The sequence below is a fragment of the Helicobacter sp. NHP19-003 genome, from assembly GCF_019703305.1.
Classification (GTDB): Bacteria; Campylobacterota; Campylobacteria; order Campylobacterales; family Helicobacteraceae; genus Helicobacter; species Helicobacter gastrocanis.
On the sequence record NZ_AP024814.1, the window covers coordinates 366,404 to 389,519 of the forward strand.

General features: G+C 48.1%; 23 protein-coding genes. 11 read left to right on the forward strand and 12 right to left on the reverse strand.

The features are described 5' to 3' along the window. Positions 1-57: 57 nt before the first annotated feature. A complete protein-coding gene (locus tag K6J72_RS02025; RefSeq protein WP_260320636.1) occupies positions 58-1,194 on the forward strand; it encodes a hypothetical protein in 1,137 nt (378 codons plus the stop codon). On the opposite strand, the gene gatC is transcribed toward K6J72_RS02025, so the two are convergent. From gatC to K6J72_RS02040, 3 genes are all read right to left on the reverse strand, one after another. Then, on the reverse strand, positions 1,191-1,475 hold the full coding sequence (gene gatC, locus K6J72_RS02030; protein WP_221280196.1) for an Asp-tRNA(Asn)/Glu-tRNA(Gln) amidotransferase subunit GatC: 285 nt from the start codon (positions 1,473-1,475) through the stop codon (positions 1,191-1,193). The genes K6J72_RS02025 and gatC overlap by 4 nt on opposite strands. Positions 1,476-1,484: 9 nt before the next feature. Then, positions 1,485-2,438: a Gfo/Idh/MocA family protein gene (locus tag K6J72_RS02035; protein ID WP_221280198.1), complete on the reverse strand. Its 954-nt coding sequence runs from the start codon at positions 2,436-2,438 to the stop codon at positions 1,485-1,487. Positions 2,439-2,503: 65 nt separating this feature from the next. Then, positions 2,504-5,101 (reverse strand): TonB-dependent receptor domain-containing protein, encoded by a 2,598-nt coding sequence (locus K6J72_RS02040; protein ID WP_221280200.1) that lies wholly within the window; start codon positions 5,099-5,101, stop codon positions 2,504-2,506. A gap of 216 nt (positions 5,102-5,317) precedes the next feature. Between K6J72_RS02040 and K6J72_RS02045 the strand changes: the two genes are divergently transcribed. Further along, on the forward strand, positions 5,318-6,304 hold the full coding sequence (locus K6J72_RS02045) for an outer membrane protein (protein ID WP_221280202.1): 987 nt from the start codon (positions 5,318-5,320) through the stop codon (positions 6,302-6,304). Positions 6,305-6,317: 13 nt separating this feature from the next. On the opposite strand, the gene K6J72_RS02050 is transcribed toward K6J72_RS02045, so the two are convergent. The 6 genes from K6J72_RS02050 to K6J72_RS02075 are packed head-to-tail and all read right to left on the reverse strand — an operon-like array spanning position 6,318 to position 12,982. Then, positions 6,318-7,340: a GDP-L-fucose synthase family protein gene (locus K6J72_RS02050; protein WP_221280203.1), complete on the reverse strand. Its 1,023-nt coding sequence runs from the start codon at positions 7,338-7,340 to the stop codon at positions 6,318-6,320. After that, a complete protein-coding gene (locus tag K6J72_RS02055; protein ID WP_221280205.1) occupies positions 7,334-8,860 on the reverse strand; it encodes a protein hydE in 1,527 nt (508 codons plus the stop codon). Before K6J72_RS02055 ends, K6J72_RS02050 begins: the two co-directional genes overlap by 7 nt. Then, positions 8,857-9,396: a HyaD/HybD family hydrogenase maturation endopeptidase gene (locus K6J72_RS02060; protein ID WP_221281051.1), complete on the reverse strand. Its 540-nt coding sequence runs from the start codon at positions 9,394-9,396 to the stop codon at positions 8,857-8,859. Before K6J72_RS02060 ends, K6J72_RS02055 begins: the two co-directional genes overlap by 4 nt. A gap of 1 nt (position 9,397) precedes the next feature. Next, positions 9,398-10,066 (reverse strand): Ni/Fe-hydrogenase, b-type cytochrome subunit, encoded by a 669-nt coding sequence (cybH, locus tag K6J72_RS02065; protein WP_221280208.1) that lies wholly within the window; start codon positions 10,064-10,066, stop codon positions 9,398-9,400. Next, positions 10,059-11,816: a nickel-dependent hydrogenase large subunit gene (locus tag K6J72_RS02070; RefSeq protein ID WP_221280210.1), complete on the reverse strand. Its 1,758-nt coding sequence runs from the start codon at positions 11,814-11,816 to the stop codon at positions 10,059-10,061. The genes cybH and K6J72_RS02070 overlap by 8 nt, the downstream gene beginning before the upstream one ends. Beyond that, on the reverse strand, positions 11,816-12,982 hold the full coding sequence (locus K6J72_RS02075; RefSeq protein WP_221280213.1) for a hydrogenase small subunit: 1,167 nt from the start codon (positions 12,980-12,982) through the stop codon (positions 11,816-11,818). The genes K6J72_RS02070 and K6J72_RS02075 overlap by 1 nt, the downstream gene beginning before the upstream one ends. Before the next feature lie 782 nt (positions 12,983-13,764). Here K6J72_RS02075 and K6J72_RS02080 point away from each other — a divergent pair. After that, the gene (locus tag K6J72_RS02080; RefSeq protein WP_260320685.1) at positions 13,765-14,304 is read left to right on the forward strand and encodes a YtfJ family protein; all 540 of its coding nucleotides are present in this window, start codon (positions 13,765-13,767) and stop codon (positions 14,302-14,304) included. A 583-nt stretch (positions 14,305-14,887) separates the two neighbouring features. Here the strand turns inward: K6J72_RS02080 and K6J72_RS02085 are convergent. The 3 genes from K6J72_RS02085 to K6J72_RS02095 all read right to left on the reverse strand — a co-directional run bounded on the left by K6J72_RS02085 (position 14,888) and on the right by K6J72_RS02095 (position 17,888). Beyond that, complete coding sequence (locus K6J72_RS02085) at positions 14,888-15,184, reverse strand: DUF1104 domain-containing protein (protein WP_221280217.1); 297 nt, start codon at positions 15,182-15,184, stop codon at positions 14,888-14,890. Positions 15,185-15,749: 565 nt separating this feature from the next. Further along, on the reverse strand, positions 15,750-17,198 hold the full coding sequence (gene gad / locus K6J72_RS02090) for a glutamate decarboxylase (RefSeq protein WP_221280219.1): 1,449 nt from the start codon (positions 17,196-17,198) through the stop codon (positions 15,750-15,752). Positions 17,199-17,261: 63 nt separating this feature from the next. Beyond that, complete coding sequence (locus K6J72_RS02095) at positions 17,262-17,888, reverse strand: metallophosphoesterase (RefSeq protein WP_221280221.1); 627 nt, start codon at positions 17,886-17,888, stop codon at positions 17,262-17,264. 148 nt (positions 17,889-18,036) lie between these two features. On the opposite strand from K6J72_RS02095, the gene dcd reads away from it, so the two are divergent. From dcd to K6J72_RS02140, 8 genes are all read left to right on the forward strand, one after another. Then, entirely contained in the window at positions 18,037-18,597 is a 561-nt protein-coding gene (gene dcd, locus K6J72_RS02100) for a dCTP deaminase (protein WP_221281053.1), read from the forward strand. Between the two features lie 296 nt (positions 18,598-18,893). Beyond that, positions 18,894-19,574 carry a hypothetical protein gene (locus K6J72_RS02110; RefSeq protein WP_221280223.1) on the forward strand — a complete coding sequence of 227 codons (681 nt, stop codon included), beginning with the start codon at positions 18,894-18,896 and terminating at the stop codon, positions 19,572-19,574. Positions 19,575-19,720: 146 nt separating this feature from the next. Beyond that, positions 19,721-20,134 carry a hypothetical protein gene (locus K6J72_RS02115; RefSeq protein ID WP_221280225.1) on the forward strand — a complete coding sequence of 138 codons (414 nt, stop codon included), beginning with the start codon at positions 19,721-19,723 and terminating at the stop codon, positions 20,132-20,134. Between the two features lie 73 nt (positions 20,135-20,207). Continuing rightward, positions 20,208-21,329 carry a putative barnase/colicin E5 family endoribonuclease gene (locus K6J72_RS02120; RefSeq protein ID WP_221280227.1) on the forward strand — a complete coding sequence of 374 codons (1,122 nt, stop codon included), beginning with the start codon at positions 20,208-20,210 and terminating at the stop codon, positions 21,327-21,329. A 67-nt stretch (positions 21,330-21,396) separates the two neighbouring features. After that, a complete protein-coding gene (locus tag K6J72_RS02125) occupies positions 21,397-21,963 on the forward strand; it encodes a hypothetical protein (protein ID WP_221280230.1) in 567 nt (188 codons plus the stop codon). Positions 21,964-21,977: 14 nt separating this feature from the next. Further along, the gene (locus K6J72_RS02130) at positions 21,978-22,187 is read left to right on the forward strand and encodes a hypothetical protein (protein WP_221280231.1); all 210 of its coding nucleotides are present in this window, start codon (positions 21,978-21,980) and stop codon (positions 22,185-22,187) included. Then, positions 22,154-22,567 (forward strand): hypothetical protein, encoded by a 414-nt coding sequence (locus K6J72_RS02135; protein ID WP_221280233.1) that lies wholly within the window; start codon positions 22,154-22,156, stop codon positions 22,565-22,567. Before K6J72_RS02130 ends, K6J72_RS02135 begins: the two co-directional genes overlap by 34 nt. Before the next feature lie 25 nt (positions 22,568-22,592). Beyond that, a complete protein-coding gene (locus K6J72_RS02140) occupies positions 22,593-23,030 on the forward strand; it encodes a PBECR2 nuclease fold domain-containing protein (RefSeq protein ID WP_221280235.1) in 438 nt (145 codons plus the stop codon). Positions 23,031-23,116 lie beyond the last annotated feature (86 nt).

Genomic DNA, 23,116 nt, shown 5'->3' on the forward strand with positions numbered 1-23,116 from the left:
AGTAGTCTCCCCCAAAACACCCCCACGGCAATCTACCATTTGTGCTTGGGGTTGCTTGTGGTGCTTAGTCTGGGCTTAGGGGTGTATAAAAGTTTAGAAATTTCTGTGAGTTATCAAGAAGCCTTGCTTTACTTTGGTACGCCGCATTTTTTCTTTGACAAAATCCTTTTAAACGCCCTGCACGCCTTTGTGGATAGTGCCTTGTTGCCCAAAGACTTAGCCCTACGCTTGCCCGGCCTGCTCTTGCACAGCTTGAATCTTGTTTTGATGTACATTTTAAGCATGCGGCTGTGTGCCCAAAAGCCCTACGACCCGCTCTTAGCGGCCATCACCTTTGCCCTCTTGCCCGGCGTGCAATTAGGGGCGATTTTGCTAGGCAAGGCGAGCCTGCTTCTCACCCTGGGACTTTTGTGCCTGCTCTTGTTTAAGACATCTTTGATTTATCTCTTGGCGGGTCTAGCCACATTCTTAGACGCGAGTTGTGCGGTGTTGCTGGTCGGGCTCTTGCTCAACGCCCTCAAACACAAACAGCGGCTGCTTGGGGGGTATTTGTTTTGTGCCTTTTGTGTGAACTTTTACACCTTTGCGCCCATAGCGGGCATCCCACAGGGCTTTTTCTTAAACACCCTCTTTTTAATGCTCATCCTCTACTCTCCCTTTTTATGCATTTACTATCCTTACACTTTGTACGCTCAAGTGGTGAAAGATTACAAGCAAGAAAACTTAGTGGGGACTGTGGGGGCGGTGGGGTTTTGTTTGCCCCTCTTGCTCTCGTTGCGTCAAGAGCTAGACCCCACATTTTTGAGCTTTGGAGCTTGTGGCATGCCCATTTTATTGCAACGCGCCCTCTCTAGCATCCGCTTGCATTTACGCATTTTCCGCAGCCACTATCGAATCCGTTATAGTTTGGTTTTTGGTACACTCTTGCTTGAAAGTGTGTTGCTGTGGGGTGGGGGGTATAACCGGTTTGTGCGTACCCACTATGTCGCCAAAGAATTGGCCAGTGCCCTTAAAAGCCGCGGGATTCATAACATCAACACCCTATCGCCTAAAATGGCCCTCAGGCTCAAATTCTATGGAATCGGTTTTGGAGGGGATTTATACTTGATCCAACAAGACCAGCGCGCAGACATAGAGATCTGCTACAAGCACAAAGTGGCTGCCCGTTACGCGGTGCTGCAAAAACGCCCCTAAGTTTCTATGATTTTAGGCACAATAAAATAGCCCTCTTGGGCCTTTGGGGCGTGGGCTAAGATGTCTTGAGAGATTTGGGGGTTGTGCACCACCTTATCCTCTCTTAGAGGGGTTTTCAAATCGTCCTTTAGCTCTATGCCCTCTAAGTCCATTTGGTTCAAATTGTCCACAAACTCCAACACTTCCTTTAAATGCCCCTTCAAGCTCTCGTATTCGGCGGGGGCGATCTCTAGCATGGAGAGTGTGGCGAGTTTGTTTAACAGCATGTCGTCAATTTGCATGCATCTCCTTTAGTTGTGGTGGTTACAGGCAGCCTTGTGGCAGAGCGGGTGGCATTCTTCATCGGTGTTTGCAAGGTTTGCATGCCGGATGTCTGAAGCCAGCTCCAAAACGGGGCGCACATCCTCCAAGCCCAGCCCCTCCCCACTGATGATCTCTTGATAACTCTTGGTGTATAAATCCTCTAGCCCATGGCTAAAGTCGATTTCTTGCCCTTCTAAGACCAAAGAGCGGTAGGAGCTGCTGCGGTGCAGGCCTAGTTTAGCGGGGTTGATCGAAAGAAACCACGACACATGGGCGTGCTCTAAATGCAAAGCCCCGCCGATGCAATCGTGTTCGTGCACATGCACTACAAAATCCACCACCGCCCCAAAGATGTCTAATAAAATGTCCAAGAAGTGGATACACAGATTCAACGCCAGTCCTCCGCTACGCTCCTCATCGCCTTTCCACGAATTGAAATACCACTTGCCCCGCAAGATCAAATAGGTTAAAGAGATGTTGTAGATTTTATCCGGCTCGTCTAAGAGCGTGGCCTGCACATTTTTTTTAAGGTCGATGATGCTGGGGTGTAGGCGCAACTGCATGATGTTAAACACCCGTTTGTTGTATTTTTTCTCTAAATTGCGAATCTCATCAAGTTCACCCGGATCTAAGACTAAGGGTTTTTCACAAATGACATTGATCCCGTGGTTTAGAGCAAATTCAATGTGTTCAAAGTGCAGATAGTTGGGCGTGCAAATCACCATAAAATCTAAAAACTTCTCTGCGGCCTTGCACTCTTGCAGGTATTGGTGCAGGTCCCCTAGGCTGGTGAAAAACTCACAATCTAGGTAGTATTGATCTAAAACCCCCACGCTGTCGTGCACATCTACGGCGCAATCTAAGACATGCCCTGTTTCATAAATGGCCTTTATGTGCTTGGGCGCGACAAACCCCCCCACCCCGATGATCCCAAACAGCATGCACTCTCCTTTTAATGGCTGATCCTAAAAACCTCCATGCTAGCAAAACTCCCTTAGGGTGTTCTTTAATATTGGTAGGAGATCTCAAAGCGGGCGTTGAAGCCGGGCTCGGGCAAAGCCATGCGGATGTGGCCGTTGCGCGCCACCATGTCTTCGTGAGGCGCGTCTGCGCTGGCTTGCCACACAGAGGTTTGGTTGACATACTGTTTATTGAAGATGTTGTTGAACACCGCTGAGAGGCGTAGCCCGCTCCAGTGTTTGTAGGGTGGAGTCCAGTTGACAAAAATGCTGTGTACACCATAGCCGGGTTTGTGCACGGGCATGAGGCCATAGCCGGGATAATAAATGCTGTAGCCATTGTAAAACATGTTTGTTACAAAGCGACTAAGCCATGTGAGGCTTAAGCCCGCATGTTTGAACACATAGTCGGCTTTTAAAATGAAGACATTGCCGTAAGTGGCCGCTAGGGCGTAGGTGTCGGCGAGCAAATAATACCCTTTGTGATACCCAGTAGGGTTAGCCACTGTGGGCCACGAGCGGGCGATGGAGAAAGTCCCTGTAAAGCCCTTATACTTGACATTCCCGCTCACTTCATACCCGAAAATGACAATGGTCTCGGGCAGGTTGCCCGTGAGGTTTTTAGCCGTGGCGTTGCCCCCGCCGTTTTTGGAGATGTCTTGCCCATAGGAGTTGACAAAGTTGTTGATGACTTGATAGAACCCTGCCCCACGGACATTAAAATACGGATTGTTATAGTCAATGTTAAATTCTACATTTTGTCCGATGGTTGGCTTGAGGTTCTTTTCATAAATCACGCTTGGATCGCGCATCAAAACCCCATCCCCGGGCAATGCTCCCTTAGTTACATAGGCGTAAGAGAGTTTTAAACCCAGAGATTCAATGGGGTTGTATAAAATCGTGGCGCTGGGGCTAAAGCCAGAGGTCAAGTGGTTGTCCCCGTCTTTGTCTTTGAGGGTGTAAATATCATAGCGCGTACCTGCCCCCACAATTAAGTTTTTTAAGAAATTATAGTTGGCTTGCACATAGCCCCCGATGATGTTGCCGATGCTATAGGAGTTTTGGGGCAAATTGCGGTAGGCGGGGTTGGCTGTGCTCATGTTTTGGTTGTATTCATCATCGGGATCGACATAGTAGTGGCGGTAGGGCAAGCCCGGACCGCTGGGGTCGTTGGGGTTGATGTTGCCCGGATACAAGCCGTTCTTTTTGCCAAGACCTGAAAAGGCGCTTAAGTTTTGGTAAATCGCCCCATATTCAAAGACATTGCCATAATCGGGGCTAATGGGGTGCTGGACATTGACATTCACCCCTGAGTTGATGAGGAAAATGTCCCTTTGTAAGGTCCCCTCTGCATCTGCATTGCCTAAAGTCCAATCGTTAGGGGTGGGGTTTTGGGCATTAGGGGGGGTCATGTCGTAGGCTTGGTGGATGGGGACCATTTGTGGGCTGTTGGCGCTGTAACCGATGTCATAACCGCCCCCGGCAACTGGGGTGATGGTGCCCGGTTGGCATTGGCTGGGGTTGGCAGCACACCAACTATCCACTTCTGAAACATAGTAGGGATTGGTGGGCTCGTTTGAGGTGTAGGCAAAGGGGTTGCGCACGGGCTTGTAATTGCCGCTACGCACATTCAAAAAAGTCGTGGCGGTGATGCGAGGTTTGTCAAAGCTGTCCCCCCCTTCATGGTTGTATTTAAAGGAAAGATTGTGGTTCACATTGATGAGGTAGGCTAGTTCCTTACCAAAGTCGATCAAAAAGGGGGCGGGTTGTGTACCCGGGTCATTGGCTTTGCTGAGCGCGCTTGTGGCATTAGGACGCAACAAGCGCTCGGAGTTGTAGCGGGTCATGTTGTAACTCACGGCGAGGCTGTCTTTTTCATTGAAGTAGCCATTGATTTTAAAGAGAATGTTGTTTTGTTGCCCTGAACTGCCGATCACCTTGTCGCTTAGGGCGGGGTTTTCAATATCATAGGTGGGGTGGAAAAGGTTTTTCATGTCGTTGTTACCATCGCGATAGTAATAAATATTTTGATTAGTGTAATAGCCTAGAATATCCCATTTATCTGCCCGGTATGCAGCAATGGTGTTGACACGGTAACCAAAGTTGGTGTAAAAGCTCACCGCCGCGCTCCCCCCATAAGTTTGTCCCCTATGTAAAAAATCATTGGCTCCGATGGTCTCCATCGCCATTTTACCGGCAATCGCGCCCGGTCCAGCCGAGGCATTGGCTGCCCCCTTGATCACATCGATTTGTTTCAACATCCCCGGGTCAATGATCGTGTTGGCATCGTGGTGGAAGATGTTTCCATTTTGTGCCGCTCCATCGATCGTAACACGCAACAAGCGGCTTTCCATGCCCCGCACATAGACCTTTTGCGCCATGTAACCCCCACCAGCGACATTCACATCGGCCCTTGTCCTAAACAAGTCATTGACCTGGTTACTTTGGCGCTGTTGTAACTCTTTGCGGCCGATGATCATGCGGTTATTGTACTCAAAGGTGCGCTCACCCAAAGTGGTTACTTTGCCCAAAGTGTGCGACTCTTGGGCCAAGAGCGCACCACCCATAGTCCCTAGTACACAAAAAGCATGGGGGAAACGGGACTTTAAACCGCCAACACGGCGGTGTTTGCGTGGAGTTTTCATTTGGAAAATCCTAATAAAGTGGAATAAATGAGAGTATTCTATATGCTAAAAGCTTATATTTTATTTAAAAACATTTTTTAATAATACATATATTGTTTTTAAAAGTTTAATTTATATGAACTATTAATTTATAAATGTTTTGTTTGCTTTTTTAAAATGCTTATGTTATAATAAAAAATAGATATTTAATAATACATACAAGGAAAATGCGATTTTATGGAACTCAAAAGTCAAGTGCCGGGGCGCAAAGCCCTACAAATGGGGTTGTTATTGTGGGCTTCTTTCTTGCAAGCCGAGCAAAGCGGGGCTTTCATCGGCGTGGGGTTAGAGGTGGGGCGTGCCAATAAACAAGTCGTGGGCGAAAAAAATGGCCAAATCTTCCAAGTACCCAGTGGCACGGTCGTGCAAACCGCCTCTTATGTCCCCGGACATGGGAGTGATGAGTGTGTCAAGGGTAATTGTAAGGCGGTGTGGACATCAGGGGTCAATGGTTGGATGCAAAGCAGTAACGCCACAAATTACGGGCGTAACCAGCCCATGTTTGGACTCAATGTCTTGGCAGGGTATAAACAATTCTTTGGCAAGAAAAAATGGTTTGGCTTGCGCTACTATGGGTTTTTTGACTACGGACACAGCAATTTTTCCAACGCCACCGCCGCTAACCGGGTGAGCGTGTTCTACCTCAACAATGATAAAGTGGACATGTACACCTATGGGGCGGGGATCGATGCGCTCTTTGACATCATCAATAAAAAGAAATTTGCCCTTGGATTGTTTTTGGGTGTACAATTTGCCGGTAATTCTTGGACAGGCAACCAAACCGGTTACTACAATAAAGGCTTTGTGATCGGCACCGTGCCCGGACAATGCGCCTACATCCCCGAGGGCAATGTCAACCCTTGTGCTCCCAATGCTAACATCACCGGTCCCATTGGCACCACCGGGGAAATCAACCCCGCCAGCTTGATCTCCACTGGTCCGCTGGCACACCGCATCAACACGACGCATTTCCAATTTTTGGTGGATGTGGGCTTGCGTACCAATTTCATCAACCACCATGGCGTGGAATTTGGGATCAAAATCCCCACCATCCCTAACATGTACTATAAAGGCAGCACCAGCAAGGGCGGCAACCTTTACACCCTCACAGAAACCTTTAGACGGCAGTATTCTATGTATTTGCGCTACATCTACAGCTTTTAGCCCTGAGCGCGCCCTAGTGGTGCGCCAAATACCAAGAATACACTCCCCTAATCCCCTCTTCTAACTTAATGCCCGCCTTCCACCCTAAGCTAGAAATCTTAGACACATCACAGCGTTTTAGCAAAGTCCCATCAGGCTTGCTTGGATCAAAGACCAATTCCCCTTTAAAACCCACAATCTCTTTCATCAAATGTGCCAAATCTTTTATGCTGATGTCCTCGCCTGTGCCTATGTTGGTGTGGTTGAGCCTAGCACTAGCCTCTTGGTGCTTTAAGAGAAAGACACAGCCATGTGCCAAGTCCCTAACATGCAAAAACTCGCGTCTAGGTGCGCCACTGCCCCAAATTTGCACACTCTGTGCGCTCACCCCGTGCTGTGCCAAAAGGCCTAATGCCTGCTCTTTAGGGATTTGTAGGTCTTTAAGCACGGCTTCTATTTGGTTTTCTTCTAAAAGCTTGGCTAGATGGAGTTTTCTAAGCAAAGCGGGCAAAACATGGGAGTTTTGCAGATCAAAGTTGTCAAATTCGCCGTATAAATTCGTGGGCATCGCACTGATAAAATTCGTGCCATGCTGGGCGTTGTAGGCCTCGCACATCTTAAGCCCGGCGATTTTGGCGATGGCATAGGGTTCGTTGGTGGGCTCTAGGGGGCTGGTTAAGAGGTATTCCTCTTTAATGGGCTGGGCGCACTCTTTGGGGTAAATGCAAGTTGAGCCTAAAAAGAGCAGTTTTTGCACCCCGTATTTATAGGCGCAATGGATGGTGTTGGTTTGGATGGCTAAATTTTCATAGATGAAGTCGGCTTTATAGGTGTTGTTGGCTAAAATCCCCCCCACTTTAGCGGCGGCTAAAACCACCACCTCAGGGCGTTCTTTCTCAAAAAACGCCTCCACCACGCCCTGCTTGCTCAAATCTAACTCTGCATGGGTCTTTAAAATGAGGTTGCTGTAGCCCTGCTCTTGCAAGCATGTAGTGATGGCGCGCCCCACAAGCCCTTGGTGTCCGGCGACAAAAATGCGGCTGCCAGGCGTTAGCATGTGTAATCCATGGCGTTTGTGGGGAAAAGAGCGGGGCACTCTTTAGGGAAGTACTGCAAACACAAATCCAAAAAGACCTTTTGCAAGAACACCTCTCCACACAAATACACGCGGTTACAGCTGAATTTGGTGTGGGCATCGTAAATGACATTGCCTAAGAACTCGGCTAGGGAGTCTAAAATCCCAAAGCACATGGTAGGCGCGTCTGTCCCCCCTAGCGTGTAGCTGGCCGCGCTCCTTAGCGTGGGGGTGGGGTTTAGGCTTAGCGGCTCTTTGGTGAGTTTAAAATCCACTCTAGGGCCCTTGTTGCGTAAAAAACTTGTGGCAAGTTCAAAAATAGCGCGGGGGTTGTGAGTCTTGCTAAAGCCCAAAACCTGCAACAACCCGGCCAAAAAGTCTAAAAGATTTTGACTAGGTGGGGTGGTGGGGGCTTGTTCTAAGCTTTCGCATAAACTAGGGAAGGCTTGTTTGTAATTGGCATAAAGTTTGCGCCCCTTGGCGTTGCTTTGCAGCCCTGCAAGCAGAGCTTTGGGGTGGGTTTCTTGCTCCACACTTAAAAGCTGCTTATAGCCCTCTTGGAACACCCAAAAGCAGCTGGGTCGTTCAAAGTTTAAATAAATGAGCAAATGCGGCTCTTGGGGGGCTTCTTGTTGGATAAAGTCTAAAGTGTCCTTAGCGGAGGTGAGGGCGTGGGGCAACATGAGGCCACTTTGCGCCACGCTGTATGTCTGCTCTGGTGTGCTTGGGGCGCGGCACTCATAGGCTAAATTAGGGGGGCTTTGGGGGGCTTTGTTTAAAAAGAGATAGGAAATGCCCTGTTTAAGGGCAAAATGCGCCAAAAGGGCAAGCCCCAAATCGTAGGGCAGACAAGCGTCTATTTCTAGACACCCAAACTCTTTGCTAAAGACTTCTTTGAGCGGGGCGCGGATGGCGGGCTTTTCATAGGTGCAAAGCACGCGTGCGCTCTTGGGCTCTAGCCTTGTTACCGACAACACGCTGGCTAGGTCCATAAACAACACACGGGCGTTCTCTTGCGCTTTGGGTGCAAGGGTGATGACCCCCCTAGAAGTTTGCACCACAAGCTCCCCCACTTGCAGGGCCTGCACCGCTTCTTGCATCGCCTCTTGCACCTGGGCTGGGGTTGTCAGCTCTTGGTTGTGATAACTTAAGCTCTCAAAATGGGCTTTGGGGGCACAAAAATCTTTGTGCGTAGGGTCTAAAAAGTCCTTAGCGCAGCTAATGTCAATGGGCGGGCAGGCGACTTCTTGCTCTTGCCACTTTAGTGCTTCTTTAGCCACCTCTATGCCCGTGAAACTAAAGCTAAAAGCTAGGGGCAGGCGTTGGCTTAATTGCACCGCAAAGTCCTCGGCCTTGTTAGGGGGGGCTTTTAGATAAAAGACTTCATCGCTTGTGGCATAAGACAACCCTTGAGCGTGGGCGTGGTGCGCCATGAAGTCCATAAACAAAGGGGCAAGTCCAGTTGTACCGACAGATTTAAATTTAAACGCAAAGGTTTTCATAGGGCAATCCTATAAGAGTGATTGGCGATTTCTTGTAAACCTAAAGGCTTTGGCTTTGGTGTGGCTGTAACGCCCCACGCTTGCAAAATCTCTAGGGCCTTGGCTTTAGCGGTCTGTGCGCCTTCTAACATGGCGGGGCTCAAGTTAAAAGTCGTGCTGTCTGGAACGATCTTGGGAATCAGCCCGATGATGGTCGTGGGGGGCAAGTCGCCCATTAAGGCGGTGAGTTTCAAGGTTTGCAACATCTCCACCTCGTGCGCGCTGCCCGCCCATGTGATGTTGGGCGGGATGTTGGCAAAGTCAAAGCAAAACACCTCACCCACGCTTGCCCCCGCCACGCTCACGCAGTCTAAAAGCAGGATTTTCTCATACTCCACAATCCAGGGGATCAATGCCTGTGCCATTGTGCCCCCGTCCATAAAGTCTAAATTCTGCCCACTAAAAGCATAGTTGCACTGTAATTGGCGACACAAATGCACACCCACCCCCTCATCGCCAAGGAGGATGTTGCCGACCCCAAGCACCAAGATTTTCAGGTTAATCTTTCACATAGCGGATGCCGCTCACCATCACATCCGCCCCGCCATCGGGGAATTTAATGGAGTGGAAAACGACCATATAGATGTGGATAGGGATGAATAGACAAATGCCCCAAGTGGCTAAGTGGTGCAGGTAGCGCACATTAGACAACCCCCCGCACAGCACTTCAAACCATTTCAACAAAGGCTCCAACACCCCGCCTAGCCCCAAGTGGTAAACATTGTAATACAGCACCAAGCCACTTAAGACAATGAGGATCAGCAAGACACAAAGTGTAAAATAAGCTACAAATTGTATTGGGTTATAAGCCCCTTTGGTATGGATAGGTTTGGCGATCCAAAAATACACTCTAAATTGTCGGATCCATGCCCTGATGCTAAGCACATTCTTAGCGGCTATGCGTTCTCGGTGGCTTTTCTGATCAAAGAAAAAGAGATAAAAACGGAAAAGACAAATGGCGATGAGGATAAAACCTAGCATGGTGTGGGTACTTCTAATGTAGGCTTGCAACAAGTCCATGTGCTTATATACACTAGAGTGGGGGGCCAAGAAGGGGTAGGCGATGTAAAAGCCTGTAGCCATTAAAGCAAAAATTGCCAACGCCCGCACCCAGTGGAACAAGCGCACAAGACCGCTAAACTCCTGTGTTCTGTGGTAACTATCCATGTTGTCCTCCCCTGTCAAAACGGGCAAAACTAGGATCGACTCTAAACTCCCCAAAGTCCTGCCCCCTGCAATCCATCACATGTACCGAACAAGCAATGCAAGGGTCAAAAGAGTGGATGGTGCGGATGATCTCTAGCGGTTGGGTCAAGTCGGCAAGCCTTGTGCCAATGAGGCTCATTTCATAGGGCCCCTTTTGCCCCTTCGCATCTCTGGCCCCGGCGTTCCAAGTGGAGGGCACCACCGCTTGGTAATTCTCCACCACGCCGTTTTTGATTCGCACCCAATGGCTCAACATCCCCCTTGGCACCTGTCCGATGTAACGCCCCTTGTATTCTTTATTTTTGTCGATCACATAGGGGGCACAAGTGCTTTGATCGGATTTGAGATTTTCCACCAGAGAATCCCAAGTTTGCAGCCCGTTTTCCACTAAAATTTTGGCCTCTAAACAGCGCGCCGCCGTGCGCCCGAGTGTGCTAAAAATTGCCTCAATGGGTAGTCCTGTGTCTTTTAAAAATTGGTGCGCCACTTTAGTGGTGTAGGGGTTTTTGGCCGCAAGCCCCACAGCTAGGGATGCAAGTGGCCCCACCTCCATGGGCATGCCATCGTAGCGGGGGGATTTGATCCAAGAGTATTTGTTTTGTGGGTCTAGGACCTTACTCTTTTCTAATTTGCCGCTAAGGCCGATGCTTTCACCATCTTTAAAGCCCGTGTAGTGAGGGTTTGTCTGCCCGTCATAGGGGTGTAGCTGGATTTCTTTGGTGTCGTTATACTGGTACCAAGAGTGCGTCACCTCTTCTTTGATCAGGTTTTCATTGATGGGGTGTAGGGTGCTTAAATCCCCATTTAAAACCACGCCAGAGCTGAGTAAGTATTTGCCCCGACTAAGCAACACCTCCTCATGGGCGATGAAATTTTTAAGCCCACAGCCGTGCAACACGCTGTCCTCTTTGTTAAACGCCCCAGCTGCCATGACAATGTCTGAGTAATATGCCCGCTCTACAAAGTCTTTCACAGTTTCAAATTTGCTTTTCCACTCGGCTAAACGGGTCGGATCAAGCACATCCATGACGGAAGTGATCCCGCCCACAGTGAGGCTTTGGGGGTGGGGTTGTTTAGCCCCAAAAATGGCGGTCATTTTAGCCGCTTCGCGTTGGATAGCTAGCAGTTTTAAGTAGTGGGAGAGCACAATTAAATTTTGCTCAGGACTTAAGTGGTAGGTCTTGTGCCCGTAATAGCCATTGTTAAAGGGGCCCAGCGCGCCTTGTTTGGCAAAATCGCCCACGCGTTTTTGCACCTCTTTTAGCTCATCTGCCCCTGTGCCCAGGGGGTATTGGCTGTAATGAAAGGCGATTTGACTCGCCTTCTTGGGGTCTGCTTTAAGCGCACTGAGCAAATCGCACCAATCTAGGCCATGCAAAGTGTAAAAGTGTACCACATGGTCGTGTAGCAAGAGCGCGATGTTCATCAAAGAGCGCACCAATTGGGCATTTAGGGGGGGTGTGATGCCTAAAGCATCTTCCACAGCACTAACGCCCGCCTTGTAGTGCGAATAGGTACACACCCCACAAATGCGTTGCGCGATGAAGCCCGCATCTCTAGGGTCGCGGTGTTTAATGATGGTTTCTAGCCCCCTAAAGAGGGTAGAGGAAGAAAAGGCATCGGTGATGACATTGTTGTCGTCCACCACCACCTCAATGCGCAAATGCCCCTCAATGCGCGTGATCGGGTCCACAATGATTTTTTTAGCCATTAAGCGTCCTTATCTTTAGCTAGCCCTGAGATTAAAGCGTGTGCAGCGATGCCAATCGCGCTTGCGCTCAAAGCCACCACGCCCACAGTGTCGGCGACCTTATCCGCCCCAGCCCCTCCAAAGGCGGTTGTTATGGGTACAATCAAGCGGTTGGAAATGGGCTCTTCAAAGGGACTCATGGTGTCCCAAAAGTTGGGCTCGGAGCAACCAATGCAGCCGTGCCCGGCCTGGATGGGCCAAGAAGTGTGGGAGTTGAAGCGTAGTTTTGAGCAGTTGTTGAAGGTGTAGGGCCCTTTGCAGCCCACTTTATACAGACAAAAGCCGTTTTTAGCGTTCTCATCCCCGAAGTGTTGCACGAACTCGCCCGCGTCAAAATGCCCTCGTCTTTCACAAAGGTCATGCACCCGGTGTCCGTAGGCCCAAGTGGGGCGGTTGTAGGCATCAAGGCGGGGCAGCGTGCCAAACATCAAATAATAGATGATGTTGCCTACAATGTTTTTTTCACTCGGCGGGCAACCGGGGACATTCACAATGGGCTGAGAAATGATTTTATCCAAAGACTGCGCGTTAGAGGGGTTAGGATAAGCCGCCTGCACCCCCCCAAAACTCGAACATGTCCCAATGGCAAAGATCGCTTTAGCGTGCTTGGCGGCGTGGATACACTCCTGTGCCCCTGTGCGTGCCTGTGCGCCCATCGTTAAAAAGTATTCTGTGCCTTTAGGAATCCCCCCCTCCACCATTAAAATGTAATTGCCCTTGTGCTTCTCAATGGCCTCTTCTAGGCTTAGATCTGCTTGGTGTCCGCTGGCAACCATGATGGTTTCGTGGTATTCCAAATTGATGTAGTCAAAGATCACGCTGTCAATGCTGGGGTCTTCGCTCCTTAGCAAACTCTCGCTACAGCCCGTACACTCGGCCATGTGCAGCCAAATCACGGGCAGGCGGTTAGCCACCTCCACGGCTTTAGCCGTTAGGGGCGTGAAGCCGGCGGGCAGGGCAAAAGTGGCGGTCATCGCTCCTGCCCACTTGATGAAGTCGCGCCGCTCAATGCCGCTTTTTGCCATTTCCTCGTGGATGTTTTTGTCGGCGTTGTGGGCGTTTAGGGCTACTAAGCTCTCTAGGCGGTCAGATATGTTATTGAAAAGCGCATCGTAAGGCTCTAGCATGAAATCCCCTAGTCTTAAAGTAAGGGCTTAATGATACAGTAATCCAAATATCAATGGGCTTAAGTTTGCTTTTTGGGCGCAAAATGGGTTAAGAAACAATAGCGTTGGGGCCCTTTAGCCCCCCACACACACAATTTAGCTGATGGTTGTGTTACCACTCGCACCACAGCCAACCCCTATCTCTAGCTAAACGGATCGTTGGCTAGCATTAGCAATCTTGTGCCATCTGTTCTGTGATCAAGGGGTGATGCCCTTGGGCTTTAGGCATCAAACTTGGCAATGAGGAACACAAGACTCTTAGCGGATGCTCCTGTTTGAAGCCGCAATTCCCGGCTAAAGTTTAAATCCCCTCGCTTCAATTATGGGGAGTGTGTCAACGACACTTTTGAAAAAAAGCACCCCGACCAAGCGAAACACATCGCCCAAGCACTGCGCAGACCCTTTATAAGCGGTGATCTCATCCACTCTCCCTTGCCCCTTGCGAGGATTTACACCAAAGACAACATAGAGAATAAAAATCTCTTTAGCCCCAAGTTTGATGCAAAGAGAAAACGCCATTATTGCGGCCATTCAGAGTATAAAAAGCCTTAAGCTGTTTAAAATCTTGCATTAAATCAAGAGAGAAAAGAAAGTTATATGTCGCTCTAGTGGTGGTTGTATGTTCCTCACAGCTTTAAGTCTGAAGATTTTGACAAACCCAAGAAGTTTAAAGATCAAGTGGATATGTTTACACAAGTTGAGTATAATCCCTGGACTTGAATTAAGGTGGAAAATTGAAAAGAGTGTTGTTAGGTCTATCGTTAGTTGTTGGCATGGCGCAAGCCACGAACATCACCCTCAACCAGCCCTTAAAGGAAGTGGTGGTGGAAGACAAGGGCGAGCTTATCTTGCATGGCAATTCTATGGATTACAAGAAGTGGGACAGCAAAAACTTAGTGGGCAAAGTGCGGATTTTGCAGCACATGGCAGGGCGCAAAAGCGTGAAGGCCGAAAACCAGCCCCTCATGGACAAAATCGTGGCTGCCCACTTTGATGCACACAAATACCAAACGACCAACATCATCAACATAGACGATGCCATCATGGGAACGGGGCTATTTGTGAAAGGGGAAACCAAAAAGGCGAAAAGAGAGCACCCCGACAGCCAGGTAGTGATGGACAATGATGGTGTGGTGCAAAAGGCGTGGGATTTAAAAAAGCAAGAAAGCTTGATCGTTGTGTTGGATAAGATGGGCAAGGTGCGCTTCGTGCACGAGGGCAAACTGAGCGATGCCCAAATGCAACAGGTACTAGACTTGGCTAAGAAGTTACAACAAGAATAGGGGTTTTGGCCATTGTGTTGTCTATAGGGGTGCTCCCCTTTAGGTCTTTGTGTGCTGTTTTTGGTGTGCTTGTCTTGTGTGTTGTTGGCTTATAAAGCTGGGGGTTTGGTCTGCAAGTAGACATGGCCTAAACAGATGCTTGCAAAACACCCAAACCGCCGAAATCAAACAGGTTTAAAACGGGGTTGCTTCTGTGGCGTGTAGCTTTTGCCATGTATGCTTGGCGCAAAACCCAAAAACTTCTATGCCGTTTACACAGTGCTACGAGCCAAATAGAGCGCAATCATAAAGTGGTCTGTGCCTTTAACCCCCACAACCAAAAACCCGCCTTGGCACACTCCTCATAACTAATAGCTAAAATTAGGGGATTTAACTTTAGCCCCGAATCGTGGCCTCAAGCAAGAGTGTCTGCTAGGAGTCTTGTGTTCCTCATTGCCAAAGTTGATGCCTAAAGCCCAAGGGCATCACCCCTTGATAAATTCGCCTAGTCAAAGCTAGAGACCTTAGAGCACAAAGAGCGATCCTCCACTTCTTTGGAGGCTTCTCATTTAAGTGCAATCCGCCGGCTTAAACCATGCACGGATTATTTTGAGAACTCTAGCTTGGATTGCCACGCAGATAGCTCATCCATGCGTTTATCGATATTGTCCACTATCATCCCGGCAATTCGGTAAAATTCTTTCCGTTGTTCGCGATTTATTTTCTCGGCCCATTTGTGAAGTTCTCCGTCATAATCGGGTACTTTGTCTGGAGAAACTTGACTAACCAACTTGATGGGATCTGCATTGCCTGTGTTTTTTAGCGAAACCACTTTTGCTGACAAAGTGGTGCACAAACCTGCCAAAACCAAGATAGAAATTCCTAATTTAAGAGACTGCATGTCAATTCCTTGTCAAATAATATAAAAACACCGCACTATTATAGTCTTTTAAAAAGAGAAGGAGCTTAATATTTTGCTTTTTTATACATAATATGTTAACTAATGTGGACATTGTGTGGATTTGCCAAAATCCATGTCTTAAAATCCGTCAAATCTTCAAAGAATGATCGATTGGATTTTCATATGTAGCGGTTTGTGATGGTCTATGCGTTTTTGTAGCCAAATTTTCAAAAGTGAAATGAATGCCATTGGTTCAAAAAATAATCAGTTTTTCTTTATAATTAATTTACTTTACAAGAACACAAAACGCCCGTGCCAAACATCTAGGCATCTAAGGCATTTAGAATTTGATCTCACAAAGCTCTAACTTTGGACTTAAAAAGGCCTACTCCACCCTTTAGAATCTTAAACCATCTCACAACCCACAAAAGCCCTCTGGCAAGCCTACCCAACCGCTCTGTGTGTCGCCGACTCAAAAACTAACCGGTGCGCTCTGTGTAGGGCATCTAGTGTTCTTACACCCGCGCCACAAAACCATCCTCCACACAGTGGGGCATCTCGGATTTCAATGCGTGTAACCCATCGGTACAATCTTGCCTTGCTGTGTTGCCCGCTTGGGGCGTGTGGTGCATGCGCTGTCTAGCTCTTGAATCGCTTGCTTGATGTCCTTTAAAAAAAGCGACATTTGCTCCATGCTCTGATCTGCCCTCACCACCACACGCATCACCGACACCTCTTGAAAGTTTGCGGGCAGAGGGTAGGCGGGCACTTGCCAGCCATTAAAGCGTAGATGCTGGGCCAAATCGTATAAATCCCACTGCCTTTCTTGTTGCGCCTTTTGGCTTAGACTCCAACACACAATGGGAATGTTCTGCCCCTCATTGATCATGTCAAACAAGCCTAAAGATTTGATCCCCCTTGCTAAAAACAGCCCCACATCGCGGGTTTTGGCATGCACCGCCCTGTAGCCCTCAAAACCCCAGCGCACAAAGCAGTAATACTGCGCCCAAATTTGCGAGCCCGAGCGGGAGAAGTTGATTTGAAAGGTCGGCTCAAAGTCGCCTAAATACGCCACTTTAAACACCAACTCTTCGGGCAAGAACTCCTTATCCCGCCACAGCACCCAGCCAATCCCCGGGTAAATCAACCCGTATTTATGCCCCGAAGTGGAGATGGACACAACATTTTTTAAGCGAAAATCCCACGCTAAATCGGGTTGCATAAAGGGTAGATACAGCCCCCCAGAGGCCGCATCCACATGGATGGGCACGCTCAATTTGGCGTGTTGGTTGTACTCGCTTAAGAGCTTGTCTAAAGCGATGATGTCGTCAAAACCTCCCGTGTAGGTGATGCCCATAATCGGTACAATGCCGATGGTGTAGTCATCGCAAAGTTCTATGGCTTTTTTGGGATCTAGGGTGAGGTTGTTAAAATCACTTAAATGAACTTCGCGAAGCTCAATGTCCCAATACACGCAAAACTTCTCCCACACCACTTGATAACCTGAACTTACAACGAGATTAGGTTTTTTGGCGGTTATGTCTATACCTAGCTCTTGTGCCCTCTTGCGCCAGCGGAATTTCATCGCCATCCCGCCCAGCATACACGCCTCAGACGAGCCCACGGTAGAAGTGCCCATGTAGTCCTCATTAGGGTCGGCATTCCAAAGGTTGGCAATGATATTCACACACCGTTTTTCGACCTCTGTGGTTTGGGGGTATTCGGCCTTGTCAATGGCATTGGTCGCCATTGAGTCGAGCATGATTTTTCTAGCCTCCTCCTCCATGTAGGTTTGCACGAAAGTGCAAAGGTTGTAGCGGGGGTTGCCATCGTGCATCATCTCATCGGCAACCAGCTGGTAGGCGATGCGCGGGTCCATCATTTTTTGCCCGATTTTCTCGCGGGGCAACAAAACATCGCTCTCTATGCTGCCAAAAATGGGTGTGGATGAGTTGTCCGCCTTGAAAACAAACTTCTCTGCATCTCTTTCTATGTGGCTTTTCTTGTGTAGCATACAAACCTCCGTGAAATAAGCTTGTATAGCACAAGTGGGTAAATGGAGGGCGGGTTGCGTGGTCTAGATTTGTGGTCCAAGTGGAGTTGTCAAAAGGGCATCGTTCAGATTATGTTGGATAAAATCCTCAAAACAAAAAATGGGCATTTGGTGCTGGTAACGAAAGTCGATGCAGACATTGAGGACATCGGGGTTTGCAGGCTGTGGGGTGCGGGTGTGCGTGTGCCCATGCAACCAAAAGGTTTTAAGGGATGGATTTGTGGCCTCTTGTCGCTCCCACTCGCTTAAAATGTCCTCGGCCACGAGTTGGTTGTATTCTTTGGAGTTTGGTGGGTAGTGGCACAAAATGAAGCGGTAAAGCCCGTCCATTTTAATGTCTACAACCGCAAAAAGCTTGTCTAGCACCTGAAAGCCACAATTTATATACACCTTGTCAGGCAAAAGATCGTGATTGCCCCGAATCAAGAATTTTTGCCCCTTGAAGCTAGATAGGATTGTATTGAGCCCTTTAGAAGTTGTTTTTGCCAAAGCCAAATCACCCAAAAACCACACAATGTCCCCTGCTTGCACGACTTCTAGCATACCCACCCATGTTTGGTTCAGTTCCTCCACCGACCCAAAGGGCAGAGCGGAGTATTTGATGATATTTTTATGAAAAAGGTGCAAATCCGAAACGGCGTAATGTTTCATGGGGTTTTCTCCACTTTTTTATCTACTTAAAATCTCACACAATAGACTACCCTAAACTTTCAGCAATAATGCCTATGCAAACCGAAAAATTTAGTTGTGCAATCCATGTTTAAAAGGGTGTGTTATAATGCGGGCTTTGGAGGTTGTTATGGGCTTGAAAGCGGACACTTGGATTAAAAAGATGAGCGAACAACACGCCATGATCGCCCCCTTTTGCGAAAAGCAAATCAGCAAGGGGACGATCAGCTACGGCCTAAGCAGCTACGGCTATGATATTCGAGTCGGCACGGAGTTCAAGCTATTTAAATTCATAGACACGGGCGTGGTCGATCCCAAAGACTTTAATCCAGCCCTTGTAGAAACGATCCACACGCAAGATTTTATCACTATCCCCCCCAACGCCTTTGCCCTCGCCCACAGCATTGAGTACATTAAAATGCCTAAAGATGTCTTAGCCATTTGTCTAGGCAAAAGCACTTATGCGCGTTGTGGGATCATTGTCAATGTTACCCCCTTTGAGCCTGAATTTGAGGGGTACATCACCATTGAGATTTCTAACACGACTTCACTGCCGGCAAAAGTCTATGCCAATGAGGGCATCGCCCAAGTGGTGTTTTTGCAAGGCGATAGCGTGTGTGCTACCAGCTACAAAGACAAACAGGGCAAATACCAAGGCCAACAAGGCATCACTTTGCCCAAAGTGCCTTAAGACTACAAATTCTCTAAGAAAAATTTTCTTAGAGTTTGGTAGGTATCCTCGTTGCATTTTTCCGTGTCGGCTTTAAACCAATCGCTTTTAGCATTCGTAGCTAGAGCTCTAGCTTTCAGGTATTGGGAATTGGCATAGACTCCTTTTTGCCCATCAAAATATTTAAAATACTTATTGTTCGCCTTGATATTATCTGGTCCCCCTAGCCACATTTGGTTGCCAACGGACTCGATGAGAGGTTTGGCTTCCTCCTTGTTCCAGCCTTCACCTCTAGGGCGGCTAAGGATTTTCTAGAGATGGACAGCGGGTTTAACCGCCTTTTTAGAAACGATGCCAAGATCGCAAGGATGCTCGCCCCGGCTAGGACAGAACACATCGGGGCCAGCATCGCGACCAGTGTGGGCGGGGCGTTTAAACACCAAATCACAAAAGAGCTCTTTGCGTTCTTGACCCGTTTAGTGTCCCACATCCCCTTTGCCACCCGCATCAATGAAAAGGTGAGTGGGGAGGTGTTGACCCACGCCATCAAACAAGCCCTCTTAAAAAGCCACACGATCCAAGACTTCAACCAGAACATCCAAACTAGGGCGATTGTTGCACACTTTGACAACAACACAAAAAGGCTCATCAAATCTTGGACTGAGGAGCTAGAGCAGGGGGCTAAGCAGTTGGGGGGTAAAGAAAGACCCTATGAAGTCATCACGGACAAAGAGGCGTTTATCAAAGACCTAGATTTAAGCGTGAACGCCACCCCCATTCCTAAAGAACTAGACCTTGAAGGCTTTTTAAAGAGCTTGGAAGGGGGGGAAAATAAAGACAACTTCATCGCACATTTAAGCAAAAAGCAAGATGCCCAAAGCCGTCTAGCCTACCTTAACCTAGTCGAGCCGACTTTGAAAGAATGGGATTTAAAGCTAGTTAGGGGCGAGAGAAACGAGTACATCAAAAGCTTTAGCGATGGCAATGGCGGGTTTTAGCCTACTCACCACGCAAGAGGGCGATAAAAGGCTCATCACCTTTATCCCCAAAACACGGCTAAAATTCTTACAAGACAAAGTTAAGAGCGCCGACCTTATCCAAACCTTTACCGGCCGAGCGGGGGATAGTGTTTGGCCCCGCACAGATGATCCTACCACACCCCCCCCTGCAAACAGACTTAACAGACCAAGAGATGAAACAAGCCGTAGAGAAGTGGGATTTAGCCAATCCTAAAGACACGGATGTTTTAGACTTTGCGCTGGTGAAAGACCCCGAGCTTGCAGAGCTCAAAGAACACTTTAGTGCCGACAAACTCACGCGCCAGCTTAGAGCCATAGAGGTTAAAGAGAGCCTAGACAAGGGCTTTAGCCTTGAAGAAGTGCTAAATTACCCCCGCCACTTACCCACTTCTACTAGAACAATCTTAGGCGATGAGCTCCACTACAGCAAACCCCTAGACAATCACAAGACCTTAAACATTGTCGAAACTTATCAAGCCCCCCAGAATCTGCGCTTTAGCCGTATGGATGTCATAGAGGATAGAAAAATGCCCCCCTAGAGGGGATGACAATCCCCCCACACCACCTAAAGGCGATAACCCCACCCCCACAGGAGGCACACCTAAAGGCGATGTGCCCCAACAAGAACCCATCGGCAAAGACAAAAACCTAGAGCAAGAATGGCTAGAAGCCTTTGGGCTTAAAAGCGTGGATGAGCCTTTTATCCCCAAATTCAGCCAAGAAGTCCAAGAAGCCCTAGAACCTATCTTGCAAGGTGCACAAATCCAACTCACTAAAGGGAGCTTAATTAAGTTGGAGAAACGCCAAAGAGAAGAGTTTTTGCCCTTGATTAGGCCGACTTTAGAGCAACCTAACGCTCTTGTTAGGCAAGCAGACGGGGCTTTAATCTTTGTTAAGGACTTTGGCACAACCAAGTTTTTCGCCAGCGTGGCTAGAAATGATAGCGGAGAGTGGGTCATTACGAGCAATGTCCCTAAAACCCTCAACAATCTATTAAACAAGGTTAAAGAGGGGGGAGAAGTCCTCATGAGCGATTTGCCCGGGCTTCCAATAATCGCTAAGCCCCATGACATTGCAGCGTTGAGCAATGGGGCAAACCAAGCTAAAGATACCACAACCCCCCTTAAAAACATTGAGGCTCAAGAAACGCTACGCGTTTCCCCCGAATTTGGCGAGAACTTTGCCGAATTTGCGCTCAAGGGGGCAGAGGCGATGAAAAAGCTCTTACAAGAGAAACACGGACAAGTGGCGGGGGCGTTTTATCGCCCAGACTTAGGCGAGAGTGGGGGGTATATTGATTTGGTGTGGGGAGCAAACGCGGAAAGCTTAAAAGGGCTTAAGGGGGCTAATGGCAAGCCGCTTAAACCTTATGGATTGAGTAAGATTGTCGAAAAGCACCTTGAGGACTTTAGCCCTTTTGCAGGAGATACGCCTTTGGAGAAATTAGGCAATGGGATTGAGGAAATCATAAGAAGTGGAGATTTAGTTACCGACCAAGCGGGCGCAAAAACCATCATTCTCAAAGACAAGGGCAAAGAGTTTAGGGTAGGGGTTTCGCAGGGTTGGGAACACAAGGGCAAAAACTATTGGATTGTTACGGCACATGAGAACAGAAAGTCCCCCGCGCAGAAGTCCGACCAAGTCGCGGCTAAGTCTAGGCATGGCTCCGATCTTGCCCAAAAGGACTTAAACAACTCTACCACACCCAAACAAAATAGAAAAATTCTTAGATGACCTAACAGCAAGCTTTAGTAAAGACTTAACACCCCAAACCATAGAAGAGATCCTCCAATCACAAGCAGTGGATAACGAATACGCGAAGCTAAAAGGCTGGGCCTATCCCCACAACCCTACATATGACCCCCGCGAGCAACGCGAAGTCTTTAAAAAATTCTTTGGGCTTGAGGACGGCAATGACAAATTCACCCCCAACATGCCTAAAGAAGTCTTAGAGGCGATAGAGACCGCTAAAGGTGAGCCGTTTAAAACAAATTGCGATGCGTTTTGGGGGGGCATCACAGAGGGCTATGTGCCCTATTTGAAACAGACTTTTGAGCACCCCGATGCCATTTATCAAGATGAGCTTTTTATCCATCTTGTTAAAAACATTGATGGCAAGATTTTCCGCTACAGAACGGAAAACAGCATTAATAGCCACTATTTTGAAAGACTCTATCCCTACCAACTAGAGAAACTACAAAAAGAGGCTACGCGTTTGGGCAATGGAGTTAAAGCCAAAACAAAAAGGCAATTCGTTCAAGAAGAGAGGGCAAGAGATGAAGGGCACTTAAAAGCCCAACAAGAGGAGGCTAAACGCAACAAGCCCCCGCTAAAAAGCCCAAAGACTACAAACAGCCCCAAAGCCTAGAGGGGCTAGAAGAGTTGCCTAAGATTGAGCCCAGCACGCCCATCAATAAAAGCTTTGGCGAGAATTACCCCAGATACGCCAACAAGGGGCAAGAGGGCTTAATGGCCTTGATGTATAAGCGCACACAACGAGACGGGCAGATCGCGTCAGCTTACACAAGACCCGAATTAGGGGCATTGATGTTTGGACGATGCGTAGAATCCCCAACACGGGCACATATTTAGAACAATACCAAGGCCTAGAAACCTTTAAGGCCCAGCCCCAAGAGTTTTTAACACCTGTAGGCAGAGAAGCCGAAATTAGGGCCAAGAAAGACTTTAAGAAATGGCGCAACACACATTTAAGTGATGCCATTGACCGCACGCTCAAAGAAGGGGATTTAACGCGCCTCAACGCCCAAAACGTGCAACTCAGCCTAAGAGATACCTACAATGGCAAAGTGTGGAACTTTAAAGCTCGCATTGATTGGACCAACAACAACGACCCCAGCCAACCTAGAAGGTTGGTGTTGCAGGAATTTAAAGTCATTGACACGACCAAGCCGCCTAAGAACACCCCACCAAGAGGGGGCAGTGGGGGTAAGGGCAGTGGGGGAGAGGATTGAAGTGGAAAGGGGAGTGGCAAACCTTATGCTGTCATTGGAACACCGACCGGAGGACAAAGAAGCCTTTATCAAGAACCTCAATTTGCGTGCAAGTGCTACGCCTATACCCACAAGTTTAGATGTAGAAGGGTTTTTAAAGAGCCTAGAGGGGATTGAGAGCAAAGAGAACTTTATAGAGCATTTGGCAAGTAGAAAAGATAAGCAAAGGCGCTTAGGGTTTTTAAATTTGGTTGAACCTACATTAAACTATCCGGATTTTGTCATGATCAACAATGATGTGGGTAGAAAGAAATATGTCAAGGTTTTTCAAAAAGACAATGGGAAACATTTGACCTATCTATTGGTTACAGCTGAAGATGATAAACTACCCATCACAGGGATACCGGATATTAGGAAGAGCCACATTGTTAGAAAGATCAAAGATGCCGACACTATCTACTCTTTCATTCGACCGGGCAGCTGAAGATGCTAACGCACCAAGTAGGCCACTTCCCGCAGGTTAGCCAAATCTTGCTTAATTTTACATTAAAAAACGGATGTAATTAAAGA

Excerpts from the sequence above, each read along its gene's own strand:
- gad (WP_221280219.1), bottom strand. The coding sequence starts at position 17,198 with ATGCTACACAAGAAAAGCCACATAGAAAGAGATGCAGAGAAGTTTGTT.
- K6J72_RS02085 (WP_221280217.1), bottom strand. The coding sequence starts at position 15,184 with ATGCAGTCTCTTAAATTAGGAATTTCTATCTTGGTTTTGGCAGGTTTG.
- K6J72_RS02045 (WP_221280202.1), top strand. The coding sequence starts at position 5,318 with ATGGAACTCAAAAGTCAAGTGCCGGGGCGCAAAGCCCTACAAATGGGG.
- dcd (WP_221281053.1), top strand. The coding sequence starts at position 18,037 with ATGGGCTTGAAAGCGGACACTTGGATTAAAAAGATGAGCGAACAACAC.
- K6J72_RS02040 (WP_221280200.1), bottom strand. The coding sequence starts at position 5,101 with ATGAAAACTCCACGCAAACACCGCCGTGTTGGCGGTTTAAAGTCCCGT.
- K6J72_RS02115 (WP_221280225.1), top strand. The coding sequence starts at position 19,721 with ATGATCCTACCACACCCCCCCCTGCAAACAGACTTAACAGACCAAGAG.
- K6J72_RS02050 (WP_221280203.1), bottom strand. The coding sequence starts at position 7,340 with ATGCTAACGCCTGGCAGCCGCATTTTTGTCGCCGGACACCAAGGGCTT.
- K6J72_RS02140 (WP_221280235.1), top strand. The coding sequence starts at position 22,593 with ATGCTGTCATTGGAACACCGACCGGAGGACAAAGAAGCCTTTATCAAG.
- K6J72_RS02070 (WP_221280210.1), bottom strand. The coding sequence starts at position 11,816 with ATGGCTAAAAAAATCATTGTGGACCCGATCACGCGCATTGAGGGGCAT.
- gatC (WP_221280196.1), bottom strand. The coding sequence starts at position 1,475 with ATGCAAATTGACGACATGCTGTTAAACAAACTCGCCACACTCTCCATG.
- K6J72_RS02055 (WP_221280205.1), bottom strand. The coding sequence starts at position 8,860 with ATGAAAACCTTTGCGTTTAAATTTAAATCTGTCGGTACAACTGGACTT.
- K6J72_RS02035 (WP_221280198.1), bottom strand. The coding sequence starts at position 2,438 with ATGCTGTTTGGGATCATCGGGGTGGGGGGGTTTGTCGCGCCCAAGCAC.
- K6J72_RS02110 (WP_221280223.1), top strand. The coding sequence starts at position 18,894 with ATGGACAGCGGGTTTAACCGCCTTTTTAGAAACGATGCCAAGATCGCA.
- cybH (WP_221280208.1), bottom strand. The coding sequence starts at position 10,066 with ATGGATAGTTACCACAGAACACAGGAGTTTAGCGGTCTTGTGCGCTTG.
- K6J72_RS02075 (WP_221280213.1), bottom strand. The coding sequence starts at position 12,982 with ATGCTAGAGCCTTACGATGCGCTTTTCAATAACATATCTGACCGCCTA.
- K6J72_RS02095 (WP_221280221.1), bottom strand. The coding sequence starts at position 17,888 with ATGAAACATTACGCCGTTTCGGATTTGCACCTTTTTCATAAAAATATC.
- K6J72_RS02135 (WP_221280233.1), top strand. The coding sequence starts at position 22,154 with ATGCGTAGAATCCCCAACACGGGCACATATTTAGAACAATACCAAGGC.